The 21849-nt window shown below is 29.7% G+C and carries 23 protein-coding genes; 3 read left to right on the plus strand and 20 right to left on the minus strand.

All coding sequences use genetic code 11. The annotated features are described in order from the left end of the window. Both DWZ53_RS03640 and DWZ53_RS03645 read left to right on the plus strand, forming a co-directional pair. Complete coding sequence (locus DWZ53_RS03640) at window positions 1-843, plus strand: DUF5685 family protein (protein ID WP_118432095.1); 843 nt, start codon at window positions 1-3, stop codon at window positions 841-843. Continuing rightward, window positions 830-1429, plus strand: a complete 600-nt coding sequence (locus tag DWZ53_RS03645; RefSeq protein WP_118432097.1) for a J domain-containing protein — start codon at window positions 830-832, stop codon at window positions 1427-1429. The genes DWZ53_RS03640 and DWZ53_RS03645 overlap by 14 nt, the downstream gene beginning before the upstream one ends. 45 nt (window positions 1430-1474) lie before the next feature. Here DWZ53_RS03645 and DWZ53_RS03650 read toward each other — a convergent pair whose 3' ends face one another. The 7 genes from DWZ53_RS03650 to DWZ53_RS03680 form a co-directional block, all read right to left on the minus strand. Then, window positions 1475-1726, minus strand: coding sequence for a kinase to dihydroxyacetone kinase (locus tag DWZ53_RS03650; RefSeq protein WP_118432099.1), 252 nt, complete (start codon window positions 1724-1726; stop codon window positions 1475-1477). Continuing rightward, window positions 1713-2417 (minus strand): hypothetical protein, encoded by a 705-nt coding sequence (locus DWZ53_RS03655; protein WP_118432101.1) that lies wholly within the window; start codon window positions 2415-2417, stop codon window positions 1713-1715. The genes DWZ53_RS03650 and DWZ53_RS03655 overlap by 14 nt, the downstream gene beginning before the upstream one ends. A 59-nt stretch (window positions 2418-2476) precedes the next feature. Next, entirely contained in the window at window positions 2477-2986 is a 510-nt protein-coding gene (locus DWZ53_RS03660; RefSeq protein WP_118432103.1) for a nitroreductase family protein, read from the minus strand. 2 nt (window positions 2987-2988) lie between these two features. After that, window positions 2989-4287 carry an ATP-binding protein gene (locus DWZ53_RS03665; RefSeq protein ID WP_118432105.1) on the minus strand — a complete coding sequence of 433 codons (1299 nt, stop codon included), beginning with the start codon at window positions 4285-4287 and terminating at the stop codon, window positions 2989-2991. Window positions 4288-4344: 57 nt separating this feature from the next. Then, the gene (locus DWZ53_RS03670; RefSeq protein WP_118432106.1) at window positions 4345-5586 is read right to left on the minus strand and encodes a pyridoxal phosphate-dependent aminotransferase; all 1242 of its coding nucleotides are present in this window, start codon (window positions 5584-5586) and stop codon (window positions 4345-4347) included. Window positions 5587-5690: 104 nt separating this feature from the next. Further along, window positions 5691-6485 carry an SDR family oxidoreductase gene (locus tag DWZ53_RS03675; RefSeq protein ID WP_118432108.1) on the minus strand — a complete coding sequence of 265 codons (795 nt, stop codon included), beginning with the start codon at window positions 6483-6485 and terminating at the stop codon, window positions 5691-5693. After that, a complete protein-coding gene (locus tag DWZ53_RS03680; RefSeq protein WP_118432110.1) occupies window positions 6478-6927 on the minus strand; it encodes an N-acetyltransferase in 450 nt (149 codons plus the stop codon). Before DWZ53_RS03680 ends, DWZ53_RS03675 begins: the two co-directional genes overlap by 8 nt. 123 nt (window positions 6928-7050) lie before the next feature. Here DWZ53_RS03680 and DWZ53_RS03685 point away from each other — a divergent pair, with 123 nt between their 5' ends. Next, window positions 7051-8238 (plus strand): MFS transporter, encoded by a 1188-nt coding sequence (locus tag DWZ53_RS03685; RefSeq protein WP_118432112.1) that lies wholly within the window; start codon window positions 7051-7053, stop codon window positions 8236-8238. Between the two features lie 13 nt (window positions 8239-8251). On the opposite strand, the gene DWZ53_RS03690 is transcribed toward DWZ53_RS03685, so the two are convergent. From DWZ53_RS03690 to coaD, 13 genes are all read right to left on the minus strand, one after another. Continuing rightward, a complete protein-coding gene (locus DWZ53_RS03690; protein WP_233541828.1) occupies window positions 8252-8947 on the minus strand; it encodes a 16S rRNA pseudouridine(516) synthase in 696 nt (231 codons plus the stop codon). Continuing rightward, a complete protein-coding gene (locus DWZ53_RS03695; protein WP_118432114.1) occupies window positions 8947-9582 on the minus strand; it encodes a TVP38/TMEM64 family protein in 636 nt (211 codons plus the stop codon). Before DWZ53_RS03695 ends, DWZ53_RS03690 begins: the two co-directional genes overlap by 1 nt. Window positions 9583-9683: 101 nt before the next feature. Beyond that, complete coding sequence (locus DWZ53_RS03700) at window positions 9684-10007, minus strand: cupin domain-containing protein (protein WP_233541829.1); 324 nt, start codon at window positions 10005-10007, stop codon at window positions 9684-9686. 52 nt (window positions 10008-10059) lie between these two features. After that, complete coding sequence (gene rlmD, locus DWZ53_RS03705) at window positions 10060-11412, minus strand: 23S rRNA (uracil(1939)-C(5))-methyltransferase RlmD (RefSeq protein WP_118432118.1); 1353 nt, start codon at window positions 11410-11412, stop codon at window positions 10060-10062. Between the two features lie 35 nt (window positions 11413-11447). Continuing rightward, window positions 11448-12173, minus strand: a complete 726-nt coding sequence (locus DWZ53_RS03710; RefSeq protein WP_118432120.1) for a hypothetical protein — start codon at window positions 12171-12173, stop codon at window positions 11448-11450. 120 nt (window positions 12174-12293) lie between these two features. Further along, window positions 12294-13364: a CamS family sex pheromone protein gene (locus tag DWZ53_RS03715; protein ID WP_118432122.1), complete on the minus strand. Its 1071-nt coding sequence runs from the start codon at window positions 13362-13364 to the stop codon at window positions 12294-12296. A 38-nt stretch (window positions 13365-13402) separates the two neighbouring features. After that, a complete protein-coding gene (gene ligA, locus DWZ53_RS03720; protein WP_118432124.1) occupies window positions 13403-15394 on the minus strand; it encodes an NAD-dependent DNA ligase LigA in 1992 nt (663 codons plus the stop codon). A gap of 96 nt (window positions 15395-15490) precedes the next feature. Then, window positions 15491-15979 (minus strand): superoxide dismutase family protein, encoded by a 489-nt coding sequence (locus DWZ53_RS03725; RefSeq protein ID WP_118432126.1) that lies wholly within the window; start codon window positions 15977-15979, stop codon window positions 15491-15493. A 43-nt stretch (window positions 15980-16022) separates the two neighbouring features. Beyond that, window positions 16023-18170 carry an ATP-dependent helicase gene (locus DWZ53_RS03730; protein WP_118432128.1) on the minus strand — a complete coding sequence of 716 codons (2148 nt, stop codon included), beginning with the start codon at window positions 18168-18170 and terminating at the stop codon, window positions 16023-16025. 85 nt (window positions 18171-18255) lie between these two features. Next, window positions 18256-19173 carry a dihydroorotate dehydrogenase gene (locus tag DWZ53_RS03735; RefSeq protein WP_118432130.1) on the minus strand — a complete coding sequence of 306 codons (918 nt, stop codon included), beginning with the start codon at window positions 19171-19173 and terminating at the stop codon, window positions 18256-18258. Next, complete coding sequence (locus tag DWZ53_RS03740) at window positions 19166-19921, minus strand: dihydroorotate dehydrogenase electron transfer subunit (protein WP_118432132.1); 756 nt, start codon at window positions 19919-19921, stop codon at window positions 19166-19168. The genes DWZ53_RS03735 and DWZ53_RS03740 overlap by 8 nt, the downstream gene beginning before the upstream one ends. Before the next feature lie 9 nt (window positions 19922-19930). Further along, window positions 19931-21193, minus strand: coding sequence for a dihydroorotase (locus DWZ53_RS03745; RefSeq protein ID WP_118432134.1), 1263 nt, complete (start codon window positions 21191-21193; stop codon window positions 19931-19933). Between the two features lie 164 nt (window positions 21194-21357). After that, window positions 21358-21846 (minus strand): pantetheine-phosphate adenylyltransferase, encoded by a 489-nt coding sequence (gene coaD, locus DWZ53_RS03750; RefSeq protein WP_118432135.1) that lies wholly within the window; start codon window positions 21844-21846, stop codon window positions 21358-21360. Between the last annotated feature and the right edge of the window lie 3 nt (window positions 21847-21849).

Below are 21849 nucleotides of genomic sequence, written 5' to 3' on the forward strand. Positions count from 1 at the left end.
ATGTTTGGATATGTTACAACAAATCGTCCAGAACTTAAAATCAAAGAAGACCAAATCTACCAACAATATTATTGTGGCTTATGCCAAATATTAAAAAAAGATTATGGTAGAAAAGCACAGCTTTCTTTAAGTAATGATTTAACTTTTGTTTATTTGCTATTATCTTCTTTATACGAACCTCAAAGTCAAATAGAAAGTTATCGTTGTCCACTTCACCCTACAAAAAAACATATTGTTTTAAAAAACAAATATGGTCATTATGCCAGTGATATGAATATGATTTTAACATACTATAAGTGTGAGGATGATATGATAGATGATCATAGTATTCATCAAAATATTTATCATCAACTACTAAAGGCAAATATGAAAAAAATCAAAAAGAAATATCCTGAAAAATGTACTCTTATAAAAAAAGAACTTGAGCAAATTCATCATCTTGAACAAAATAATTGTCAAGATCTTGATGAAATATCTCGTCATTTTGGTATAATTATGGGGCATATCATGATTTATGATAATGATTCGTTTAAGGATGATTTGTATCAATTAGGATTTTATTTAGGTAAATTTATTTATTTGCTTGATGCCTATGATGATATTGAAGAAGATATTAAAAAGAATCATTATAATCCTTTAAAAAATAAATATCAAAACACTGATTTTGAAGAAAAATATGTCAATATTTTAGAGATGATGATGAGTGAATGTAGTTTCTATTTTGAAAAACTTCCTATTATCGAAAATAGCGAGATTCTTAAAAATATTATCTACAGTGGTGTTTGGACAAAATATGCACTCATCAAAAGTAAAAGAATGGAGAAGAAAAATGAATCCTTATGATGTATTAGGTATCACTCCTGACGCCAGTGATGATGAAGTAAAAAAGGCCTATCGCCGTTTATCAAAAAAATATCATCCTGACGCCAATATTAACAATCCTAATCAAGCTGCTTATACTGAAAAATTCAAGGAAGTACAAAATGCTTATAAGACAATCATGGATAGTCGCAAAAAAGGTAATCAATACCAAGGTGGCTATACTAGCTATAGTTATCAATATACTGGAAATGATCAAGAAGCATTTAATGAAGCTGCCGGTTTTATTAATGCTCGTCGTTTCCCCGAAGCCTTACAAGTATTAGGACAAATTCGTACCCGTAATGCAATGTGGTTTTATTATAGTGCCTTAGCTGAAAATGGTGTTGGTAATAATATCCGTGCCCGTGAGTATGCTAGGACAGCAGTCAATATGGAACCGATGAACTTTCAATATATAATGTTATTACAACAATTACAAGGAAATACAGCTCAATATCGTACAACGAGTCAAAGTTATGGTCGACCTGATACATCTATGGATTGTTGTTATCAAGTATTGATGTTGAATTGTTTAATGAGCTGTTGTTGTCGTGGTTTTTACTGTTAGTACAAATAAAAAATGCATTTCTAAATTGTTTAGAAATGCATTTTATTATCCCTTTAAACCACGAGATTGGCGGTCCATATCTTCAACCACAATATCATAAATTTCACCTAAGGTTGAACAATATTCAAGGACTTTCCATGGTTCATTAGTATGAAAATGAATTTTAATTAATTCATCATCACCAACCGCTAATAAACAATCTCCTTTAAAGTGCTGAATAAAATACTCATTAATTTCATCTTCATTTAAATTTTTTCCTTCAATTAATAATTGAGTATCATATCTAAACTCTATCATCATCTTCCCCCATTTCTTTCTCTATTTTTGCAATATGATCATATCTTACAATACCATAAATTGCTACAATAAGTGATCCAGCTAAATCTAAAGATAAATCTTTAATTGTATCTCTTAATGCTTCATGACCAACTAAAGGAACATCTTTTTTTCCTATAAGCGTTCCTCGTGTTGTTTCCATATATTGTTGACTATTGGTATGAAAAATACCATCACATGTAAACTCACAAATTTCCCAAAATGCACCTAAAGCTAATGAAAAAGTAACAACAAATAACGCTGTAAAGTAACGATTCATATAAATATATTTACTTTTTTCATTCATGATAACTTTAATAATCCATAATGCGATAAAAGATAAAATAATTCCTGAAAAGAAATGCAATAAAGAATCCCACCAAGGGAAAGTATGATAAAAATTAAAAGCATCTCCTAAAACTAATGCTGAAAAAGCAAAAATAGCGATTGTCCCATGTATTTCAATAGGTACAGAAATATTTAATCTCTTTTTAATTAATCGTGGTGATATCAATATAATCATAAAGCAACAGTATTGAACTAGTTGAAAAATACTTGTTGATAAACGTTTAGCATCTTTAATAAAGAAAACACGGATTAATGTTGCAATCATTAAAATACTAATAAAAACAAATAAGAACTTTTTTATTCTATATAATCTACTTCTATCCATAACTAACTCCTTTTTAGGTATTATATCAAAAAAGATAAAAAAAAGAAGAGTTTCCTCTTCTAATCAAAAATAATTCTATTTTCTTTTCTCTTTATTTGTTGAGGTTCTTTTTGGTTATACCCTAAAACACAACAACCAACACCTTCATATCCTGTCAAATGCCACTTATCTAAATATTTTTTCCCTTCAGGAAGTTCAAACATTTCTTTAGCACGGTTAATCCAACATGAACCTATATTTAATGCATAAGCTCCATTTTGTAAATTAGTAAGAACTGCTGAGCCATCTTTAATACGATTAACTGAATCTTGTGGAGCAAAAACAATAATGAGTGTAGGTGCATGATAAAAAGGATCACTCTCTGTTTTCATAATGAATGCATTCAACTTTGATAGTTCTTTTAATGTTTTTTGATCTTGAATAACAACTAACTTTGTATCTTGTTTATTCTTTCCACTAGGAGCATTTAGACCACATTGTAAAATCTTATTTAATTCATCTTGAGATATTTGTTTATCTAAAAATAAACGATTACTTCTTCGTTGTTGTAAAGCTTCAATTGCTTCCATCACTATGCCTCCATTCCTAGAATGTAATTAATAAATTGTTGAGCTGTTCTACCAGAAACCCCACCATGAGATAATTCCCATTTATTTGCTTCAGCAAGTAATTGTTCATCAGACATTTTAATATTTGCTTTATGAGCTAATTCTAAAACAATGGTATTGAATTCTTTACGATTAGGTTTAGAATAATTAATTTTAACACCAAAACGATTAACTAAAGATAATTTTTCTTCCATTGTATCAGATTGATGCATACCATTTTGTTGAACAACATCATTACGATCAGACCAGTTTTCTTTAATCAAATGACGACGATTACTTGTTGCATAAATTAAGATATTTTCAGGCTTTGTTTCTACCCCACCTTCAATAACAGCTTTTAAAAATTTATATTCAATTTCAAATTCTTCAAAAGATAAATCATCCATATAAATAATAAAACGATAATTACGATTTTTAATTTGAGCAATAATATTAGATAAATCTTTAAACTGATGTTTATAAATTTCAATCATACGTAGCCCACGATCATAAAATTCATTTACAATAGCTTTAATACTTGTAGATTTACCAGTACCACTATCACCATATAATAAAGCATTATTCGCTTTTCTGCCTTCAACAAAAGCAATTGTATTGTCTAATAATTTCTTCTTTTGAATTTCATAACCTACTAAATCATCTAAAACAACCTCATCCATATTATTAATAGGTTTTAATGTTACTTTGTTTTCTTGGCTAGAAGCAATTCTAAAGGCTTTATTTAAGCCAAACATACCTACACCATAATCATTATAGAAAGTCGTAACAATATCAAAGAATTCATTTTCATCTTTTGCCTTTTCTAATTTTAATGATAAATTTTGAACTTTTTCAGAAACATTTTTATTATACATTAATTCAGGTTTTTGTAAGGCTTTATAATCACAAATAACAGAAAAACAATCGATTCCTAGGCGTTCTTCTACTTCACTAAAATCATAATCAAATAGTTGTTTAAATACTTTAAAATCATTTTTTGCAAAATGATTAACACTTCCATCTTTAGCCCCTTGCTTTTCACAAGTAATACTAAATGGATTTTCATTTGTAATTAAAATAAATGTTAAATAATTATGCCATAAGTTACCATTAAAACCATACTGTGTTGCAAGTTCTAATAAATGTTTAATTTGACTATAAATAGCCGCAATTAATTGATCTTCAGGTAAAGTATTATCATCGATGAGTTTAGCTAATTGCATTAAAATACTATCTTCATCCATGTGTCCATACATAATGAGTTTTGAAATAATTCGATACATTCTTATTTTCTCCTTTTCACTTATGATAAAAAAGGGGAACCGTCCCCTTTTATTTTATTAATTTTGGCATTGATCAAGAATATCTTTCATCTTCTTTGCTAACCCTTTACAATTAGCAACAGATAAAGAACAAATACCAACACGAATTCCTTTATTCACTTTAACAGTATAAATGTGATGATCCATTAAAGTTTCATGGAACTGACTTAAAAGTTGATTATCTTCAATCTTTAAAGTAACAAAGAATCCTTCTTTATATGGATAATATTGTAATCCACAAGCATCAGCTTCTTGAGTAAAAATTGAACTTCTTTCTTTAAGCAACTGAACATATTTATTTTTTTCTTTTAAGAAAGAATCTAGATGTTGTGTTGTGACACGCACAAAGTTTTCCATAGCTGCATTAGGAATATTAGACCAATTAGCACGAGCATGTTTTTCTAACACGATTTCCATTTGGCGAACACTTTCTTTTTGCTTAGCAAGAACAACTGCCGCACCACATCTAAGTCCGTATGATGTTAAAGTCTTAGAACATGAAAAAGCAACAACAACCATAACATTATCACTAATATCATTAAAATAATTCATATATGTACGTGATTTTTCTAATTGATATGAATAATCTATGTAAGCAATATCATTTAAAATAACAAATGGTCCTTTACTTGATAACTCATTTGCAATAGCAATCACTTCTTGCCATTCATCATGAGACATTGAATAACCAGTAGGATTATGACAAGGATCATTAATCACGACAACAACTTTTCCTTGTTGATCCATCACTTTTTGACATACTTCTTTAAAGTTATTTAAATTGAAATGATCACCATCAAACATTTCATAAGTTGTTACATTAATATTTTCAATACCAGCCATTAATTTATATGAACCCCAAGCAATAGAAGGCAAAATTAATGTTTCATGAGCATCTAAAGTATTAATAATCGTTGAACTGACAGCACCGCTTCCCCCTGGTGTTGCAATAACAGAAGAGGCTAAATTTAATTCACTTCCCTGACTTACCCATTTTAATACTTGTTGTCTAAAGTTATCATTTCCTCTAAAACTTGCTGCATATTTAGCCTTTTGATTGTTTTCAATATGATTATATGTATCAAATACTGAATCAAGAGCAACCAATTGACCTTGTTCATCATATAAGGCACCGATTGTTCCATTAATCACATTTTCTTTTCCTATTTTAGCTATATCTTCATTAGCTAAAGAAACAATCTTAAATACATTATCTTCAATTGGTGTTTGATCAATACTGGACTTAATAAATTCTTTCATTTTATATACCCCTTATTTTAAATAATATCTTCTCAAATATGGTAAGCGTTATATCTTTATTTGTCAATTTCTTTTTAGAAATAATTGTATAATTGTATAAAATCTTATTTAATATTCTTCTCTCCATGTAAATTTTGTATTTTTAACCATACATTCATTACAAGGTTCATAGGTAAAATCTTAACAAGAAAGATTTGTAATTTATTAATAATGCCATACAATGAAACATCTCGCTGACGATATAAATCTTTGATAGCTTTATTAATAACTGGTTGAGCTTGATATATTTTTCCATAAAAACGAAAAACATCATGACTTTGCTGGTCTTTGGCACGTTTAAAAAACTCAGTGTGGACCCAATAAGGACATACCGCTAAAACATGAATACCACGATATTTTAATTCTCGATTAAGTGCCCTTGAATAATTTAAAACAAAAGCTTTGCTGGCAGCATAAACATTTAAATAAGGAATCGGTAAATAACCACTACACGATGCAAGATTCATTATCTTGGATCCTTTTACCATATAGGGTAATGAATAATCAATCATCGTCACTATTGCTTTCATATTTAAATTCATCATATTCATTGTTGTTTCGTGATTGATATTTTCATAATGATCAATTTTACCATAACCTGCACAATTAGCTAAAATAACAATTTCTACATTTTCTTTTTCCAACATGACTTTATAAGTATTCAAATCTTCTTTAGATGATAAATCTAAACTTAATACTTTGCTCTTTATAGAAATTACACGTGCAAGTTGATCTAATCGCTCTTTTCTTCTCGCTATTAACCATATCTCATCAACTGATTCTTTTTTGATAATTTGGTAAACAAATTCTTTTCCCATTCCACTGCTGGCACCAGTCACAACAATAATTCTTTTACTCATCTTGGTAGTCCTTAATCATTTGAATATAGGGTAATATTTCAAATTCTTGGCTCTTATATAATTTTAAAGCACGTTCATTATCTGGTTCTACTTCTAAACGTACACGTGCCTTATCTTTTACTACCTCATCATTTAAATATTTTAAAAATTGATGACCTATTCCCTGTCCTCGATATTGTTTTTTAATATATAGTTCTTCTAACCATACAACCTTGCCTCCTGCTTCGGCAGAAAAAGAATAACTTAAAAGCATATATCCCACTGGCATTTGATCAACTAAATATAAATAACATCCTACATAAGGTGAATTGTTGACTGCTTCTTGATAAGTTGCTTCCATATATTGAAAAGGCACAGGGTGTAAAACAGCCTCACTGTGATAAAATTCATTAACTAATTCTAAATATTCTTCTTTATATTCTTTTGTTAATTGTGTAATCATAAATAAACCTCCACTATTATTATATTTTATCTAAAAAAAGAACATAATAAAAGTAAAATGGTACTTTTAAATATAGTTAAGCGCATACAAACATGATATGATATAGTTAATGGAGGTTCGATTATGAAAAAAGAAAAAGTTTTAGACATAAAATATGCTGGTAGTCAGATATTTTATTTTGCTGCATTTTGTGCCATGATGGGATATGCATCCGTCTATTTATTAGACAAAAAATTCAACAATTCAACAATCGGTATTGTTTTGGCTGTATCTAATATCATTGCCGTTATTGCTCAACCAATGTTAGCATCCTTTGCTGATAAACATAAAAAAATAGAACTTAGACAAATGTTAAGTATCATCATGATGATTGTTATTGCTTTATCTGCTATTTTATACATAGTTCCTGTAACAGGCATGATGATTTTAATTTTAGTTGTCACAATATTTGCATTAATGTCAAGTATTATGCCCCTTATGAATTCTCTTGCCTTTACATTTGAAAAATACGGTATTCATATTAATTACGGTCTTGCAAGAGGACTTGGTTCTGTTGCTTATGCTGTTACTTCAATGGCACTAGGACATATTGTTGCTGATTATTCCCCTGAATTATTACCTTTATTTTATATTATCTTTTCTGTTTTACTTTATCTTGTTGTTAAGGTATTTGTTTTACCTAAAGGAAATTATCAAATTGTTGAAGATGATCATCAAGAAAAAGAAGAAACAACAACTCAATTATCATTTGGTCAATTTTGTGCCAAATATAAGAAGTTCATTGTTTTTCTTTTAGGATTTGTTCTTGTTTATTTTGCTCATACAATTATTAATAATTTCTTTATTCAAATTATTAATAATATTGGTGGCAATAGTAGTGATATGGGTAATGCAATCTTTTTAGCAGCTATGTTAGAATTACCTACAATGGCTTACTTTAATCAACTAAGTAAAAAAATAAATTGTGGCACTTTGATTAAGTTTTCAATTATCATGTTTTTAGTTAAACATGTGATTACTTTCTTTGCTACTAATATGCTCATGATCTATATTGGTCAAGTTTGCCAAATGTTTGCTTATGCTTTATTTATTCCTGCATCAGTTTATTATGTTAATGAAAAAATAGCAGTTGCCGATCGTGTTAAAGGTCAATCAATGGTAACAACAGCTATGACTTTATCAGGTGTTTTCGCTAATTTTATTGGTGGTATTTTATTAGATGCCATTGGTGTTCATGAAGTTTTATTAGTTGGTGTTGTTCTTTCTGTTGTAGGAGCTATCATTGTTTGTCTTACAGCTGAAAAAGTATAATAGAGAATGAAGTTCATTCTCTATTTTTTATTAATAATTTAATTTCATTTTCTGTTAAATACCGATACGTTCCTATTTTTAATTGTTGATCAAGTTGAATTTGACCAAATGATATTCTTTTTAAATCAACAACTTCATTTTGACAAGATAAAAACATCTTTTTTATTTGATGATATTTTCCTTCTTGTAAAGTAACATAACCATGATAATCATCAATGATTTCTAATTGGCTTGGTAAACAAAGTGTGTTTTGATCAATGATAATACCTTTTTTAAAGGCTTCAATATATTGATGATTCATAGGATATTGAGTCGTAACAAAATATTTTTTTGAAACATGATTTTGCGGTAATAACAATCTTTTTGATAAAGTGGGATCATCGCTCATAATTAATAAACCTGTCGTATCTTTATCTAGCCTTCCTAAACAATAACAATCTTTTTGATCAATAAGATCATTAACACAAGGGTATTTTTGATCATAGCGAGCGCAAATATAACCTTTTGGCTTATTTAACATGATATATGTAAAAGGCTGTGCTTTTATTTTTTGATAATCAACTGTAATATCATCATCAAATTGAACTTGATAATGACTATCTAAACATGTCTTTCCATTAACCATGACATGTTTATTTTTTATTAGTTTTTTACAATATTTAGCGTTACCTAGATGATTAAACATCATGATATAATAAAGATCTTTCATTATTTTGTTTTCACCTTTCGATAATAAATCATAGCAATCATAACTAAAATTATTGTAACAAGGAATATCATGATTGCAAGGTCGTATTGTTGATTTTTTATTGTTCCAGCTAAAAAAGTTGAAGTCACAATACTTGGTATTCTTGCTAGGGTTGTAAAAATAAGCCATTTAAATAAAGAAAGATCAAACAAGCACATCATATATGTCATGATATCTTTAGGCGAACCTGGAATACAGTAAAGCCCATATAATAAATACTTATTTCGTTTCTTTTCTAATATTTGCTTAAACTCATTAATTTTTTCTTCTTTAAAAAAGAATCGGATGATTTGATACCCATATTTTTTTACTAAACCATATACAATGATTGTTCCTAGCAGTGATCCAAGTAAACATATAACTGTACCCCACCATGAACCAAACATATAACCTGAAAAAAGTTCTAATGGCTCCCCTGGTAAAAAGGCAATCACTATTTGTAGTGCTTGTAATAAAATCATTGTTATTTCTTTTAACCCTGCAGGATAATGACTCACTATGATAAGTAGATGCTGCCAATCTATTTTATAAACCAGTAAACAACAAACTATAATCGCTAAAATGAATAAATACATGCGTTTTCTCTTTATCGTCATACATTTCACCTCATGTATTTATTATTCTCTATAATTCTTTATTTTTAGTCCTATTAACCCTTAATTTTTTCTAAAGAAAAAGGAAATACTTTAAGCATTTCCTAGAATACAACTACTAATAACATTTTAAACTGTTCTTTACCATAAACAGCATGTGGATGACCGGCAGGCATCACAATTGATTCTCCTTCATTTAATATATATTTTTGATCATCAATAGTAATTTCACCTACACCATCTAAACAAGTAACAAAAGCATCTCCACCACTTTTATGACTGCTTATTTCTTCTCCTTTATCAAAAGAAAATAAAGTCACACTTAAAGCATTATTTTGTGCTAAAGTTTTAGAAATAACTTGACCTTTTTGATAACTTACTTCTTCTTTTAAAGTTACTACCGTTTTTTTATCAATATTTTTTAACATATATCTTTCCTCCATTTATTATTGTACTATAGATGTACTCTATTTTATACAATTATGCTTTTTCAATTCTTACAATATTTTCAATATGAGATGTATGAGGAAACATATCCACCGGTTGACAATAAGTTACTTGAAAACCAAAATCTTGAAGATAAGCAATATCTCTGGCTTGAGTTGCTACATCACAAGAAATATAAATAATTTGTTTAGGATTTGCTTTAATTAAGTAATCTAAAAATTCCTTTGAACAACCTTTTCTAGGAGGATCAACAAAAACAACATCTAAATGAATATCTTGTTTAACTAAATCAATCATATATTTTCCTGCATCATCACATATAAATTCGACATTATCAATATGATTAATTAAAGCATTATTTTTAGCATCTTTAATGGCAGCTTCTACAATCTCCACACCATATACTTTTTTTACATGTTGGCTCAATGATAAAGTAATCGTTCCAATCCCACAATAAGCATCTAAAACCACATCCTCCTTAGATAAGGTTGCTGCAGCTATGGCTTTTGAATAAAGAACTTCAACTTGAATTGGATTAATTTGGTAAAATGACTTTAAAGAAATCTTATACTTATTACCTAATAAAGTATCATAAATATAACCAGGTCCATACAAATATATCTCCTGATCACCTAAAATAACATTATCATGACGAGGATTAATATTTTGAATGATGGTTTTTATTTGTTGAAATTCTTTTGTTAGCTGGTCAACTATTTCTTGAATATGAGGAATTGTCTGACGATAAGAAATAAAAACAAGCATCACTTCTTGGCTATAAAATCCCTTTTTAGTCAAGATATGTTTTATATTTCCTGTATGTTTAACTTTATCATATGGTTCAATTTGGTATTGTATCATAAGTTCTTTGACTCTTTTTACAATTTTATTAGAGTCATTATTTTGAATCAAACAATGGTCGTTTGCGATAATATCATTGGTCCTTTGTTTATAAAATCCTGTAACAAGTTCACCTTTTTGATTATATCCAACGGGAACTTGAACTTTATTACGATAATACCAAGGATCATCTTGCATCAAACAATCTTGTACTTCAACATAGCTATGACCAATTCGTTCCATACAATCCTTAACTCTTTTAGTTTTAAATAACTGTTGTCCTGTTTGATTCAAATGCATTAAATGACAACCTCCGCACCCTTGATAAATATGACAACGAGGAGCTTGACGATAAATAGAAGGCTCATTTATCTCTATAAGACGCCCTACCCCATAATTTTTAAGCATTTTAATACATTTTATTTTTCCAACTTCTCCAGTAATCATTCCATTTACAAAATAAGTAAATCCTTCATATTTTACAATACCTTTTCCATCATGTGACATATCCACACATTCACCAATAAAATAATCATTTTTTTTCATAATCCACCTCCAAAAAAAACGAGCTATGCTCGTTTTTAGTTTCCTTGTTGTGCCTTATTTGCGGCATCTACTTCAGCTTGACGTTGGTATACTTTATCCGTTGTTTCTTGATCTTTTACAGCTGCGCTTGTAAAAGAAATATTGTCAACACCTGCATGTTTTGTTCCAAAAACAGGAAAATCATCACCACTACCCTTTAAAACAAAATCCACATCATATTGCATTCTACCATTTGCTTTATTAAATACTTGGGACCAAGAAGCACCAGAACTTTTTTCTTTTCCTAGAGCATCATCTAATTGATGTAATGCGTCCGTTGCAACACTGATAGCATCATTTGCTGTTGTTCCCTCAGTATATTTAAAAGTCATTTTTATTGTACGACAGTGCTTTTCAATCTTTAATTGCTCCACTTTATCATTAGCAACAACATTGCTTTCTACTTGGCTAAATTGACTCTTATCAATAGAAACTAATTTTTCACAACGTTTTCCATATACAGGACCATCACTATTTCCTGAAGCAACAAATATATAAATAAGGAAAACAATAATCAAAGAAATAAGTGCAATTAAAACAATCTGCCACTTTTTAATTTTACCTTTCTTTTTATTATTCTTTTTCATTGATTTAACACTTTTTTTCTTTTGATGAGATGAATCATCAAAGACAAACTCTTCTTTTTTGACAGCCGATTTTTTATTTAAATCATTTCTATCATATTCCTCAGTGTCATCAAATGAGAATCTTTGTTTGGCCATTTTTTCACCTTCTTTACTTTCATATTCTATCAAATAACTTACTGTTTGTACATTAAGAAATACCTTTTCACTATAACATTATAACAAGACTACTTAGCTAATCTTGTTGAATTATTGTCATTAATACAATAAAGTACTTTCTGCACTCTTACCTGATTTTTTAATAATCACTGCTTTAAGACCATCTTGATCATTGACAATGACACTTATATCAAAGCCACTAAAACGACTATCCAAATCATCAGCAGCCAATTGTACTAAATAGATTAATTCAGTGTACGTTTTAATATTAACTGACATTTGTATTTTCATGGATTTTAAATGACCATCCTGGTAACGTCCATAACCAATAACTCCCACTGCTTCAGTAGCAGCATTCTTTAAATTATTTTTAAAAATAGCAAATTGTGAAGAAGTTTCAGCATCTTTTTTTTCAGCATCACTACTTGTAAAAACCAAAGTATTATAATCTAACTCACTAATAGATCCTACAGAACCATTACAATAAGAACTATAAATATATTTACCACTGTAAGAATTATTACTTGTGGCTGCTTGATAAACAGCAATAAACACTGGCAAATCTTTTAATTTTTTCTTTGATTGCATATATTTATATAGTTTTTCAATCGTTCCTCTAGCATATTCTTTAACAACTGAATCACTCATTGGTGTTGATAATTCATGATCTGAGCTATCTTTAGGATGAACCACAATAGCCACAGATAATCCTTCTAACTTATAGTCAGTAGCTCCTTTTGTGTAATAATCTTGTTCATAAATATTTTCAACCATAATTGGATTTTCTATATTTTCAATACTTGTTCCCTTTGATGGTTGTAAAGAATAAGGATATTTTTTGGGATCATCTGATCTCAATAACAAATTATCTTTATCATCCTTTGTAAACTGTAACCCCTCAGACATATAATATTTACTCGTTGAATAATGTTCAGTAGAAAGAACTTGCAATTCACGACCAATTGTTTGAAAATCATCAGTACCATGAAAATCACTATATATTGTTTCACGGTTTGTATTTGCGCCTAAATTAACAATAGGATAAAAAGTATCATCTAATGAATCTGTTGATGTTGTATCTTTACTGCTATTTTTATCAACCGTATCTTTAGCTGAAGTACATCCTGTTAAAACTAATAAGCAAAGTATAAAAAGAACTATTTTTTTCATAAAAGCCTCCTATTTAAATGCATTATAACATGTCTTTATTATTTTAGCATCTCATTAAGCTGTTCTTCATTTAAGACAGTAATATTTAAAGATTGTGCTTTCGTTAACTTACTTCCTGCATTTTCACCAGCAACTAAATAATTTGTTTTCTTAGACACAGAACCCGTTACTTTACCACCATTATCCTCTATCAACGTTGTTGCTTCCTTTCTAGATAAAGTTGGTAATGTTCCTGTAACAACAAAAATAAGACCATCTAATTTATTTGATTGTTCACTTTGTTCAATTTCCATTTTCAAACCATAATCTTTAAATTTTTGTATCATTTTTTGATTATTTTCATCTTTAAAATAATCAATAATCGCTTTAGCACTTGTTTCACCGATATCATTAACTTCAATTAAACTTGCAAATGATGCATTCATCAAAGCATCCATTGTTTGATATTTTTTCATTAAAGACTTGGCAGCTGATTTACCTATATTAGAAATACCTAAACTCGTAAGTAATTTAACAGCATCATTTTCTTTACTTTTTTCAATCGCATTTAATAAATTATCGGTACTCTTTTGTAAACCAATCACTTTATGATCCAACAATTCTTGTCGTTTATCTTTTAATGTATAAATATCACTTAAATCATGAATATATCCTTGATTAATGAGCGTTTCCACATAAGCCAAACCAAACCCTTTAATATCCATAGCATCACGACCAACAAAGTTAACAACATTTCTTACGAGTTTACTTGGACAACTTGGATTAGAACACTTAATATCTACTGTTCCTTCTTCTTGAACTGTAGGTGCACCACAAACTGGACAAGCATGACCAATTAAAAATGGTTCTGTTCCTTCGGGTCTTTTTTCTTTAACAACACGTTTTACTTTAGGAATGATTTCCCCTGATTTATAGACAAGAATCGTATCGCCAATACGAATATCCAACTGATTAATAAAGTCTTGGTTATGAAGTGTTGCTCTAGAAACTGTTGTTCCACATAAACGAATAGGTTCAAAAATAGCTGTTGGTGTAATCCTTCCCGTTCTTCCTACTGATAATTCTATATCTAGTAGTTTTGTTTCTTTTTCTTCAGGAGGATATTTAAAAGCAATAGCCCAACGTGGTACTTTAGCAGTATTTCCTAGTTGCGCTCTTTGATCGTAATTATCAATCTTCACAACAGCCCCATCTATATCATATCCTAGTTGATCTCGCTGTTCACCAATTTCTTGAATAGCTTGCCAAACTTCATCACTTGTTTTACATACACGATAATTATCAATGATTTTCATTCCTTGTTGTTTTAAAAACTCATATCCTTGACTGTGAGTTAGAATTTCTTTACCTCGAATATCTTGAATATTAAAAATAAACATTGATAAATTTCTTTCTTTAGTAATCCGTGAATCTAATTGTCTTAATGTTCCTGCAGCACAGTTTCGCGGATTCGCAAAAAGTTTTTTCCCATTTAATTCTTGTACTTCATTGACTTGATCAAAGGCTTGATTTGTCATATAAACTTCACCACGGACTTCTAAATATTCAATCGGTTCCTTTAGTTTTTTTACAACATCTTTAATAACTCTCGCATTAGCCGTTACATCTTCACCTTGAATAATGCCATCACCTCTGGTAATAGCTGTTGTCAGTATTCCTTGTTCATATCTTAAGGCCATAGAAAGACCATCAATTTTGTATTCTACTACAAATGTAGGATCTACAAGTTGTTCTTGCATTGAAAGTACAAATTCATCTACTTCTTCTTTAGAAAAAACATCTTGTAAAGATAGCATAGGTACACGATGTCTAATCAATACACCCGCTTCCCTTTTTGCTGTACCACCAACATGTTGTGTAGGTGAATCAGGAGTAACATAATCAGGATGATTCTTCTCAATCTGTTTTAATTCTTGCATTAACATATCGTATTCATAATCTGAAATTTCCGGATTATCCTGATTATAATAACGATCACTATGATATTCTATTGTCTTTTTTAATTCTTCATATTTCTTTAAATCATCCATTTTTTCATTCCTCCATATACCTTTCTATTATATCAAAATCCCCACTTAGAGAAAAGATATAACTCTTTAAAATAAAAACATGGAATTTTCCATGTTTTAGTTCATTTTCTTGATTTCACCACAAGCTATTTTCATACCTGAATCTCCTGCAGGCTGACTTTTAAAATCATCTGCATGTTCATGAATAACTAAAGTATGACCAATTATATCTGATGGTCTAAATTTATCAATAAATATCATAGCCCATGCAGTACCATGACTAGCAAAGATAGGTGGTAAATCACCTATATGGTACGGATGATCTTGCTTAGTTGGATTAAAGTGTCCTAATGTTTTTTCATAAGGAATAGCAGTATCATTAATGCAAGTTTTACCTTCATGGACATGGAAGCCAAAAAAAGCATGATTCTCTTTTTCACCTGTCGGTAAACCACTGATTTGATAAGCCATTAAGGTCCCATCAAACATATTAAAGAAACTGACTGTCCCTTCTATTTTATTTCCTTTTATCAAAGCATAAGCCTGTGGATTATTTTCTATTGCTTTTAACATCATCATTGTTAATTTTGATTGTTTTACTTTCATTATCTCACCATTATAGATTATGTTAAGCAATCAAAATTATGTATTAATTCGTTAAACGTTTTAATGCTTTATGATTAGCCATTAAAGATTTTAAGCCAACAGGTAATTCAAAAGCAATATCTAGAATAGTTTTATTGACTTTAACAACAACACCTTTACCAAATACATCATGCATGACTAAATCACCAACTTGCCAGTCCGTGACTTCATTATTACCTATCATTTCCTCTTTAGTAGGTCCTGTTTGTATATAATCACTTGTTTTATAACGTGGTCTTGCGCCACTATGCACAATACCTTCATTACCAATTTCATCTACAAATCGACTTGAAATTTTAGGCGAATCCGTTACAAAACTGAATCCTTCACTATCGGTTAAGAATAATTGTTTTTTAGCTCTCGTAAAGGCTACATACGCTAATCTTCTTTCCTCTTCTAAACCTTCATCGCCACTTTCAGACATACTTCTAAAACTTGGAAAAATGCCTTCTGATAAACCTAAAACAAAGACATAATTAAACTCAAGTCCTTTAGCCATATGAATTGACATTAATGATACATATTGGCTTTCATCTTCAACATCGTTATCAGTATATAATGATATATCTTGTAAATAGTTTTCTAAAGTAGCTGTATCTGGATTAGCAACTTGGAAATCATATATTGAACGTTGTAATTCATGAATATTATCAATACGATTATCTTCTAAATCTCTTTTTAACATTTCTAAATAACCAACATCGATCATCAGTTGTTCAAACATTTCATGTAATGGTTTTTTAGATTGTTTCGCTGTTTCAATAGCTTCAACTAAATTTCTAACTTCCTTTTTAGCTTTAGATGACAAACGAATTTCATCACTATGTAAAGTTAAAGCTTCATAAAGGCTAATTGAATAATTTAAAGCCACATTTTGAATGTTTTCCAATGTCTTTTTACCAATTCCTCTAGCTGGTACATTTATTATTCTTTCAAAAGCTAAATCTTCATCACTATTAACTAAACGAAGATAGCTTAAAGCATCTTTAACCTCTTTACGACTAAAGAATTTCAAACCACCAAAAATACGATAATCAATTCCTTTACGAATTAATACTTGTTCAATAACTCGTGATAAATAGTTTGCTCGATATAAAATAGCAAAATCACGATAATTAACACCTTCTTCATTATTAATAATATCTTCTATCTTATTAGCAATCCAGTTTGCTTCTTCTTCTTCACTTTTAGCAACATAATGAACAACATCTTCACCACCAGTTTGATTTGTATATAAATCTTTTTCTAAACGATTTCTATTTTTACGAATTAAGTTATTCGCTACATTTAAGATATTTCCTGTTGAACGATAATTTTGATCTAGAATAACAGTATGATTAGGTTTAAAGTCTTTATCAAAATTAAGAATATAGTTTACATCAGCCCCTCTAAAACTATAGATTGTCTGATCAGGATCTCCAACAACACATACTTTAGCATTTTGGCTTAACAAATGAACAAGATGATATTCTATTTCCCCTACATCTTGAAATTCATCAACATGAATATACTGGAATTTACGTTGCCATTTTTCTAATATTTCAGGATAATGATCAAATATATAGACCGTTTTTAATAATAAATCATCAAAATCTAATAAAAAATGATCTTCTTTATATTGTTCATATGCTTCATAAACTTTTGCTTTTTTAGTTTCACCAGCAAAATTACCAGCTAATTCTAAAGCTCTTTGTGGTGATACTCGGGCACATTTGTATCCTGATATTGTATTAATCATATTTTTTATTGAAAAAACTTTAGGGTCAATTTCTAGTTGATTATAAATCTTTTTTAATAAAGCTTTTTGGTCTTCTTCATCCATAATGGTAAAATGACTAGGATAATTTAAGACATTAATATGCGCTCTTAAAATACGAACACATAAAGAATGAATGGTACAAATAAGTGAGCCTGTTGCTTGAACACCAATTAATTTTTGAACCCTTTCTTTCATTTCATTTGCAGCTTTATTGGTAAAGGTAATTGCCAGTATAGAACGTGGATCAATACCAATATTTTCAATCAAATAAGCGATTCGATAAGTCACAACTCTTGTTTTTCCTGATCCAGCACCAGCAATAATACGAAGATGACTATCTAAATAAGTTGCTGCTTGATATTGATTTTCATTTAATACACTTTTTAAATCCATAGACTTCCCTCCGTCCTTACATTATATATGAAGATTGTATTTTTAGATAGAAAAAGTTTCTTATTTCTAAGAAACTTTTTATTTTTTAATATTGATGAGACAATCCTACAATGTCATTAATATCTTTAATTCCCATTGCATCAAGCTCATCATTTAAATCTTTAATGATTTTATCACAAGCATAAGGATCAATTAAGTTTTGACAACCAATGGCCACTGCATCAGCCCCAGCAATCATCATTTCAATAACATCTTTAGCACAACTAATACCACCCATACCAATAACAGGTATATTGACTGCTTTAGAAACTTGATGAACCATTCTTAAAGCAACCGGGAAAATAGCTGGTCCTGAATAACCACCTGTCCCATTGGCAATAATTGGTTTTCCAGTTTTTAAATTAAAACGCATACCAATTAAAGTATTAATCATCGTAATACCATCTGCTCCTGCTGCTTCTACAGCTTTTGCCATAGCGACAATATCAGTAACATTAGGTGATAATTTAACATAGACTGGTTTTTGACTCACTGCTTTCACTTTTTTAGTTAATTCTGCAGCCATCTCTGGATTCGTTCCAAATTGAATACCCCCACAATGAACATTAGGACATGAGATATTCAATTCCAAAGCACCGACCATATCATGAGTTGAAAGACGACGTGCACATTCAACATAATCATCTGGAGAGCTTCCACCAATATTAGCGATAACTTTATCATGATAAACTGGTCTTAATTTTTCTAATTCTTCATTCATAACAGCTTCAACCCCAGGGTTTTGTAAACCAATAGCATTTAATAAACCACTTGGTCCTTCAGCAATACGTGGTAAAGGATTACCATAACGGGGTTCTAAAGTTGTTCCTTTAATCATGATACTTCCTAATACGTTAATATCATAAAATTTTGTAAACTCATAACCAAATCCAAATGTTCCACTGGCAGGAATAACTGGATTTTTCATTTCTAATCCTGGTAAAGATACTCTTAAATTAGCCATTTACAATCACCTCTTCACTTACTAAAATTGGTCCTTCTACACAGATTCGTTTATAAGGTTTTGTTTTCACTTTGCATGAACATCCCATACAAGCACCAAAACCACATCCCATACGAGCTTCAAACGATAATTGCCCATGTTCTGGATAATTCATTACTAAAGCATCTAACATAGGTTCTGGTCCACATGTATAATATTGATCAAAAGTTAAGTTATTTTCTTTAATAACATCGACAACTGTTCCTTTTGTTCCTAATGATCCATCCATTGTCGCTACAAATACATCACCAAATTCTTTGAATTTATCTTGATAGAAAACATCTTTAGCACTATTAAATCCAAGGACTGTTGTAACTTCAATACCTTGTTTTTTTAATTCTTTTCCTAATTTATATAATGGTGGTGTTCCTAGTCCTCCACCAATAAGTAAGGCTTTTCCTTCTTTAATTGTAAAACCATTACCTAATCCAATTAAACAGTCTAAAGTATCACCAATTTCTTTATTTTTTAAGATTTCTGTTCCTTGTCCCACAACTTTAAAAACAATCACAATTGTTTCATCATCATAATCACTAATAGACATAGGTCTTCTTAAATAAGGTTGTAAACTATCATTAATCTTAATATTAATAAATTGTCCAGGTTGTTTAATATACTTGGCCCCATCACCTTTTAAAACCATCTCATAAACATCATCAGCAATATTTTTAATGCTTTCTATTTTCATCATTCCCTGTAAATTAGCCATAATTTCCTCCTACATTTCTTCTATCTTTCCATCAATAATACTGTATTTTAATAAACCATAGCATTCTGTATTTAAAAATGGTGTATTTTTTGCTTTAGAATACAATGATTCTTCAGTAATCATGTACTTAGCATTTAAATCAAAGATAGCGATATTAGCATCTTTTCCTACTGCTAAATCATGATCTAAACCAATCACCTTTGCTGGTTGAATTGTCATCGCTTTAATGACTGTTTCTAAGTCTAGTAAACCTTTTTTTATCAAGTATGTATACATTAAAGAAAAAGCATGCTGATTTCCAATAATACCAAATGGTGCTTGATCAATTGGTTTATTTTTTTCTTCAAAGGCATGAGGTGCATGATCTGTAGAAATACAAGATACAGTACCATCTTTAATTCCTTCAATTAAAGCATTTAAATCTTCTTTACTACGTAAAGGTGGATTCATTTTATAATTAGGATTCAAGTTCTTAATATTATCTTCTGTTAAAATCAAATGGTGAGGGCAAGCTTCACCGCTTACTGGTAATCCTTTAGCTTTAGCTTCTTTTAATGCTTGAACTGTTTCTTTAGTTGAGATATGACAAATATGATAACGATTATGAATTTTCTCAACTAATTTTAAATCTCGAGATGCTTGTTTATATTCAGAAGCATTATTAATACCAACAAGATGATTTTCTTTAGAAACTCTACCTAAATTAATACAAGCTCCTGGTTGAAGTTCACTTTCATCTTCACAATGTGCAACAATAATACTTTCATATTTTTTAGCTTCTTTCATAGCTTGTTCCATCATGTCTTGACTTTGAACGCCTTTTCCATCATCTGAAAATCCCATCACAATATCACTTTGATGATTAGCCTTAAAATCCACCAATTCTTTTCCTTTTAATCCTTTAGTAATCGCACTATAAGTATAAGTATGTATACAACTATCTTTAGCTACACGTTGTTTAAAATCTGCAATTGTTTCCATATTATCCATGCATGGTAATGTATTAGCCATCGCTACAATATGACTATAGCCACCATGTTTAGCTGATAATGTTTCTGTCTTAATCGTTCCTTTATGTTCAAATCCTGGTTCTCGTAAGTGAACATGTAAATCAACTAATCCGGGGATAACGAGTAATCCTTTTGCATCAATGGTGTGTTCACCTTCTAAATGTTTTCCTACTGCACTTATTTTTTTATCAGTAATTTCTACATCTAATGATTGAATTTTTCCTTGATAAAATACTTGTCCATTTTGAATAACTGTTTTCATAAACCCTCCTTATAAAAAAACATATCAATAACTTGATATGTTAAAAATAAATGTAAAAAGAGTGATCATTTAGAATTGTCAAAGCTACCTTTGTTTCCATCATCATCACTCTCCCTTTGTTTTTTAATATAACACATACTCGTATATCAGACAATATATAAACTTTATTGATCTTTGAATTTTTCTTTCATTGCTGTTTCTACACATGGTGGAACAAGCCCTTCTAATGAACGATGATGACTTGCCATTTCTTTAATAGCTGAAGATGAAATAAAAGAATGTGAAGGTCTTGTCATAAAAAAGACCATATCTACATCAGCATCTAAATGCTGGTTAGAAAACGCAAGCTGTAGTTCATATTCAAAATCCATAGTCGCACGTATACCACGTACCAATATTTGACTTCCTACACTTTTAGCATACTCTACTGATAACATATCAGTCGCATCAATGATGACATTGTCATACTCTTTTGTTGCTTCTTGCAATAATATTTTTCTTTCCTCTACACTAAACATTCCTTTTTTATTAGGATTTTTACATATTGTAACATAGAGTTTATCAAATACACGACTTGCTCTTTCAATAATATCTAAATGACCATTCGTAACGGGATCAAACGTACCCGTATAGACTGCTATTTTTTCTTTCATTTT

This window comes from Coprobacillus sp. AF33-1AC (genome assembly GCF_003475785.1).
Classification (GTDB): domain Bacteria; phylum Bacillota_I; class Bacilli_A; order Erysipelotrichales; family Coprobacillaceae; genus Faecalibacillus.

What these genes read in the sequence shown, in the direction of transcription:
- rlmD (WP_118432118.1), bottom strand. Translation starts at nt 11,412, where the DNA reads ATGAAAAAAAATGATTATTTTATTGGTGAATGTGTGGATATGTCACAT.
- DWZ53_RS03695 (WP_118432114.1), bottom strand. Translation starts at nt 9,582, where the DNA reads ATGACGATAAAGAGAAAACGCATGTATTTATTCATTTTAGCGATTATA.
- DWZ53_RS03670 (WP_118432106.1), bottom strand. Translation starts at nt 5,586, where the DNA reads ATGAAAGAATTTATTAAGTCCAGTATTGATCAAACACCAATTGAAGAT.
- DWZ53_RS03690 (WP_233541828.1), bottom strand. Translation starts at nt 8,947, where the DNA reads ATGAAAGATCTTTATTATATCATGATGTTTAATCATCTAGGTAACGCT.
- DWZ53_RS03725 (WP_118432126.1), bottom strand. Translation starts at nt 15,979, where the DNA reads ATGAAAGTAAAACAATCAAAATTAACAATGATGATGTTAAAAGCAATA.
- DWZ53_RS03700 (WP_233541829.1), bottom strand. Translation starts at nt 10,007, where the DNA reads ATGTTAAAAAATATTGATAAAAAAACGGTAGTAACTTTAAAAGAAGAA.
- DWZ53_RS03650 (WP_118432099.1), bottom strand. Translation starts at nt 1,726, where the DNA reads ATGATAGAGTTTAGATATGATACTCAATTATTAATTGAAGGAAAAAAT.
- DWZ53_RS03745 (WP_118432134.1), bottom strand. Translation starts at nt 21,193, where the DNA reads ATGAAAACAGTTATTCAAAATGGACAAGTATTTTATCAAGGAAAAATT.
- ligA (WP_118432124.1), bottom strand. Translation starts at nt 15,394, where the DNA reads ATGGATGATTTAAAGAAATATGAAGAATTAAAAAAGACAATAGAATAT.
- coaD (WP_118432135.1), bottom strand. Translation starts at nt 21,846, where the DNA reads ATGAAAGAAAAAATAGCAGTCTATACGGGTACGTTTGATCCCGTTACG.
- DWZ53_RS03660 (WP_118432103.1), bottom strand. Translation starts at nt 2,986, where the DNA reads ATGGAAGCAATTGAAGCTTTACAACAACGAAGAAGTAATCGTTTATTT.
- DWZ53_RS03730 (WP_118432128.1), bottom strand. Translation starts at nt 18,170, where the DNA reads ATGGATTTAAAAAGTGTATTAAATGAAAATCAATATCAAGCAGCAACT.
- DWZ53_RS03680 (WP_118432110.1), bottom strand. Translation starts at nt 6,927, where the DNA reads ATGATTACACAATTAACAAAAGAATATAAAGAAGAATATTTAGAATTA.
- DWZ53_RS03715 (WP_118432122.1), bottom strand. Translation starts at nt 13,364, where the DNA reads ATGAAAAAAATAGTTCTTTTTATACTTTGCTTATTAGTTTTAACAGGA.
- DWZ53_RS03675 (WP_118432108.1), bottom strand. Translation starts at nt 6,485, where the DNA reads ATGAGTAAAAGAATTATTGTTGTGACTGGTGCCAGCAGTGGAATGGGA.
- DWZ53_RS03710 (WP_118432120.1), bottom strand. Translation starts at nt 12,173, where the DNA reads ATGGCCAAACAAAGATTCTCATTTGATGACACTGAGGAATATGATAGA.
- DWZ53_RS03740 (WP_118432132.1), bottom strand. Translation starts at nt 19,921, where the DNA reads ATGGCTAATTTACAGGGAATGATGAAAATAGAAAGCATTAAAAATATT.
- DWZ53_RS03655 (WP_118432101.1), bottom strand. Translation starts at nt 2,417, where the DNA reads ATGGATAGAAGTAGATTATATAGAATAAAAAAGTTCTTATTTGTTTTT.
- DWZ53_RS03665 (WP_118432105.1), bottom strand. Translation starts at nt 4,287, where the DNA reads ATGTATCGAATTATTTCAAAACTCATTATGTATGGACACATGGATGAA.
- DWZ53_RS03685 (WP_118432112.1), top strand. Translation starts at nt 7,051, where the DNA reads ATGAAAAAAGAAAAAGTTTTAGACATAAAATATGCTGGTAGTCAGATA.
- DWZ53_RS03645 (WP_118432097.1), top strand. Translation starts at nt 830, where the DNA reads ATGAATCCTTATGATGTATTAGGTATCACTCCTGACGCCAGTGATGAT.
- DWZ53_RS03735 (WP_118432130.1), bottom strand. Translation starts at nt 19,173, where the DNA reads ATGGCTAATTTAAGAGTATCTTTACCAGGATTAGAAATGAAAAATCCA.
- DWZ53_RS03640 (WP_118432095.1), top strand. Translation starts at nt 1, where the DNA reads ATGTTTGGATATGTTACAACAAATCGTCCAGAACTTAAAATCAAAGAA.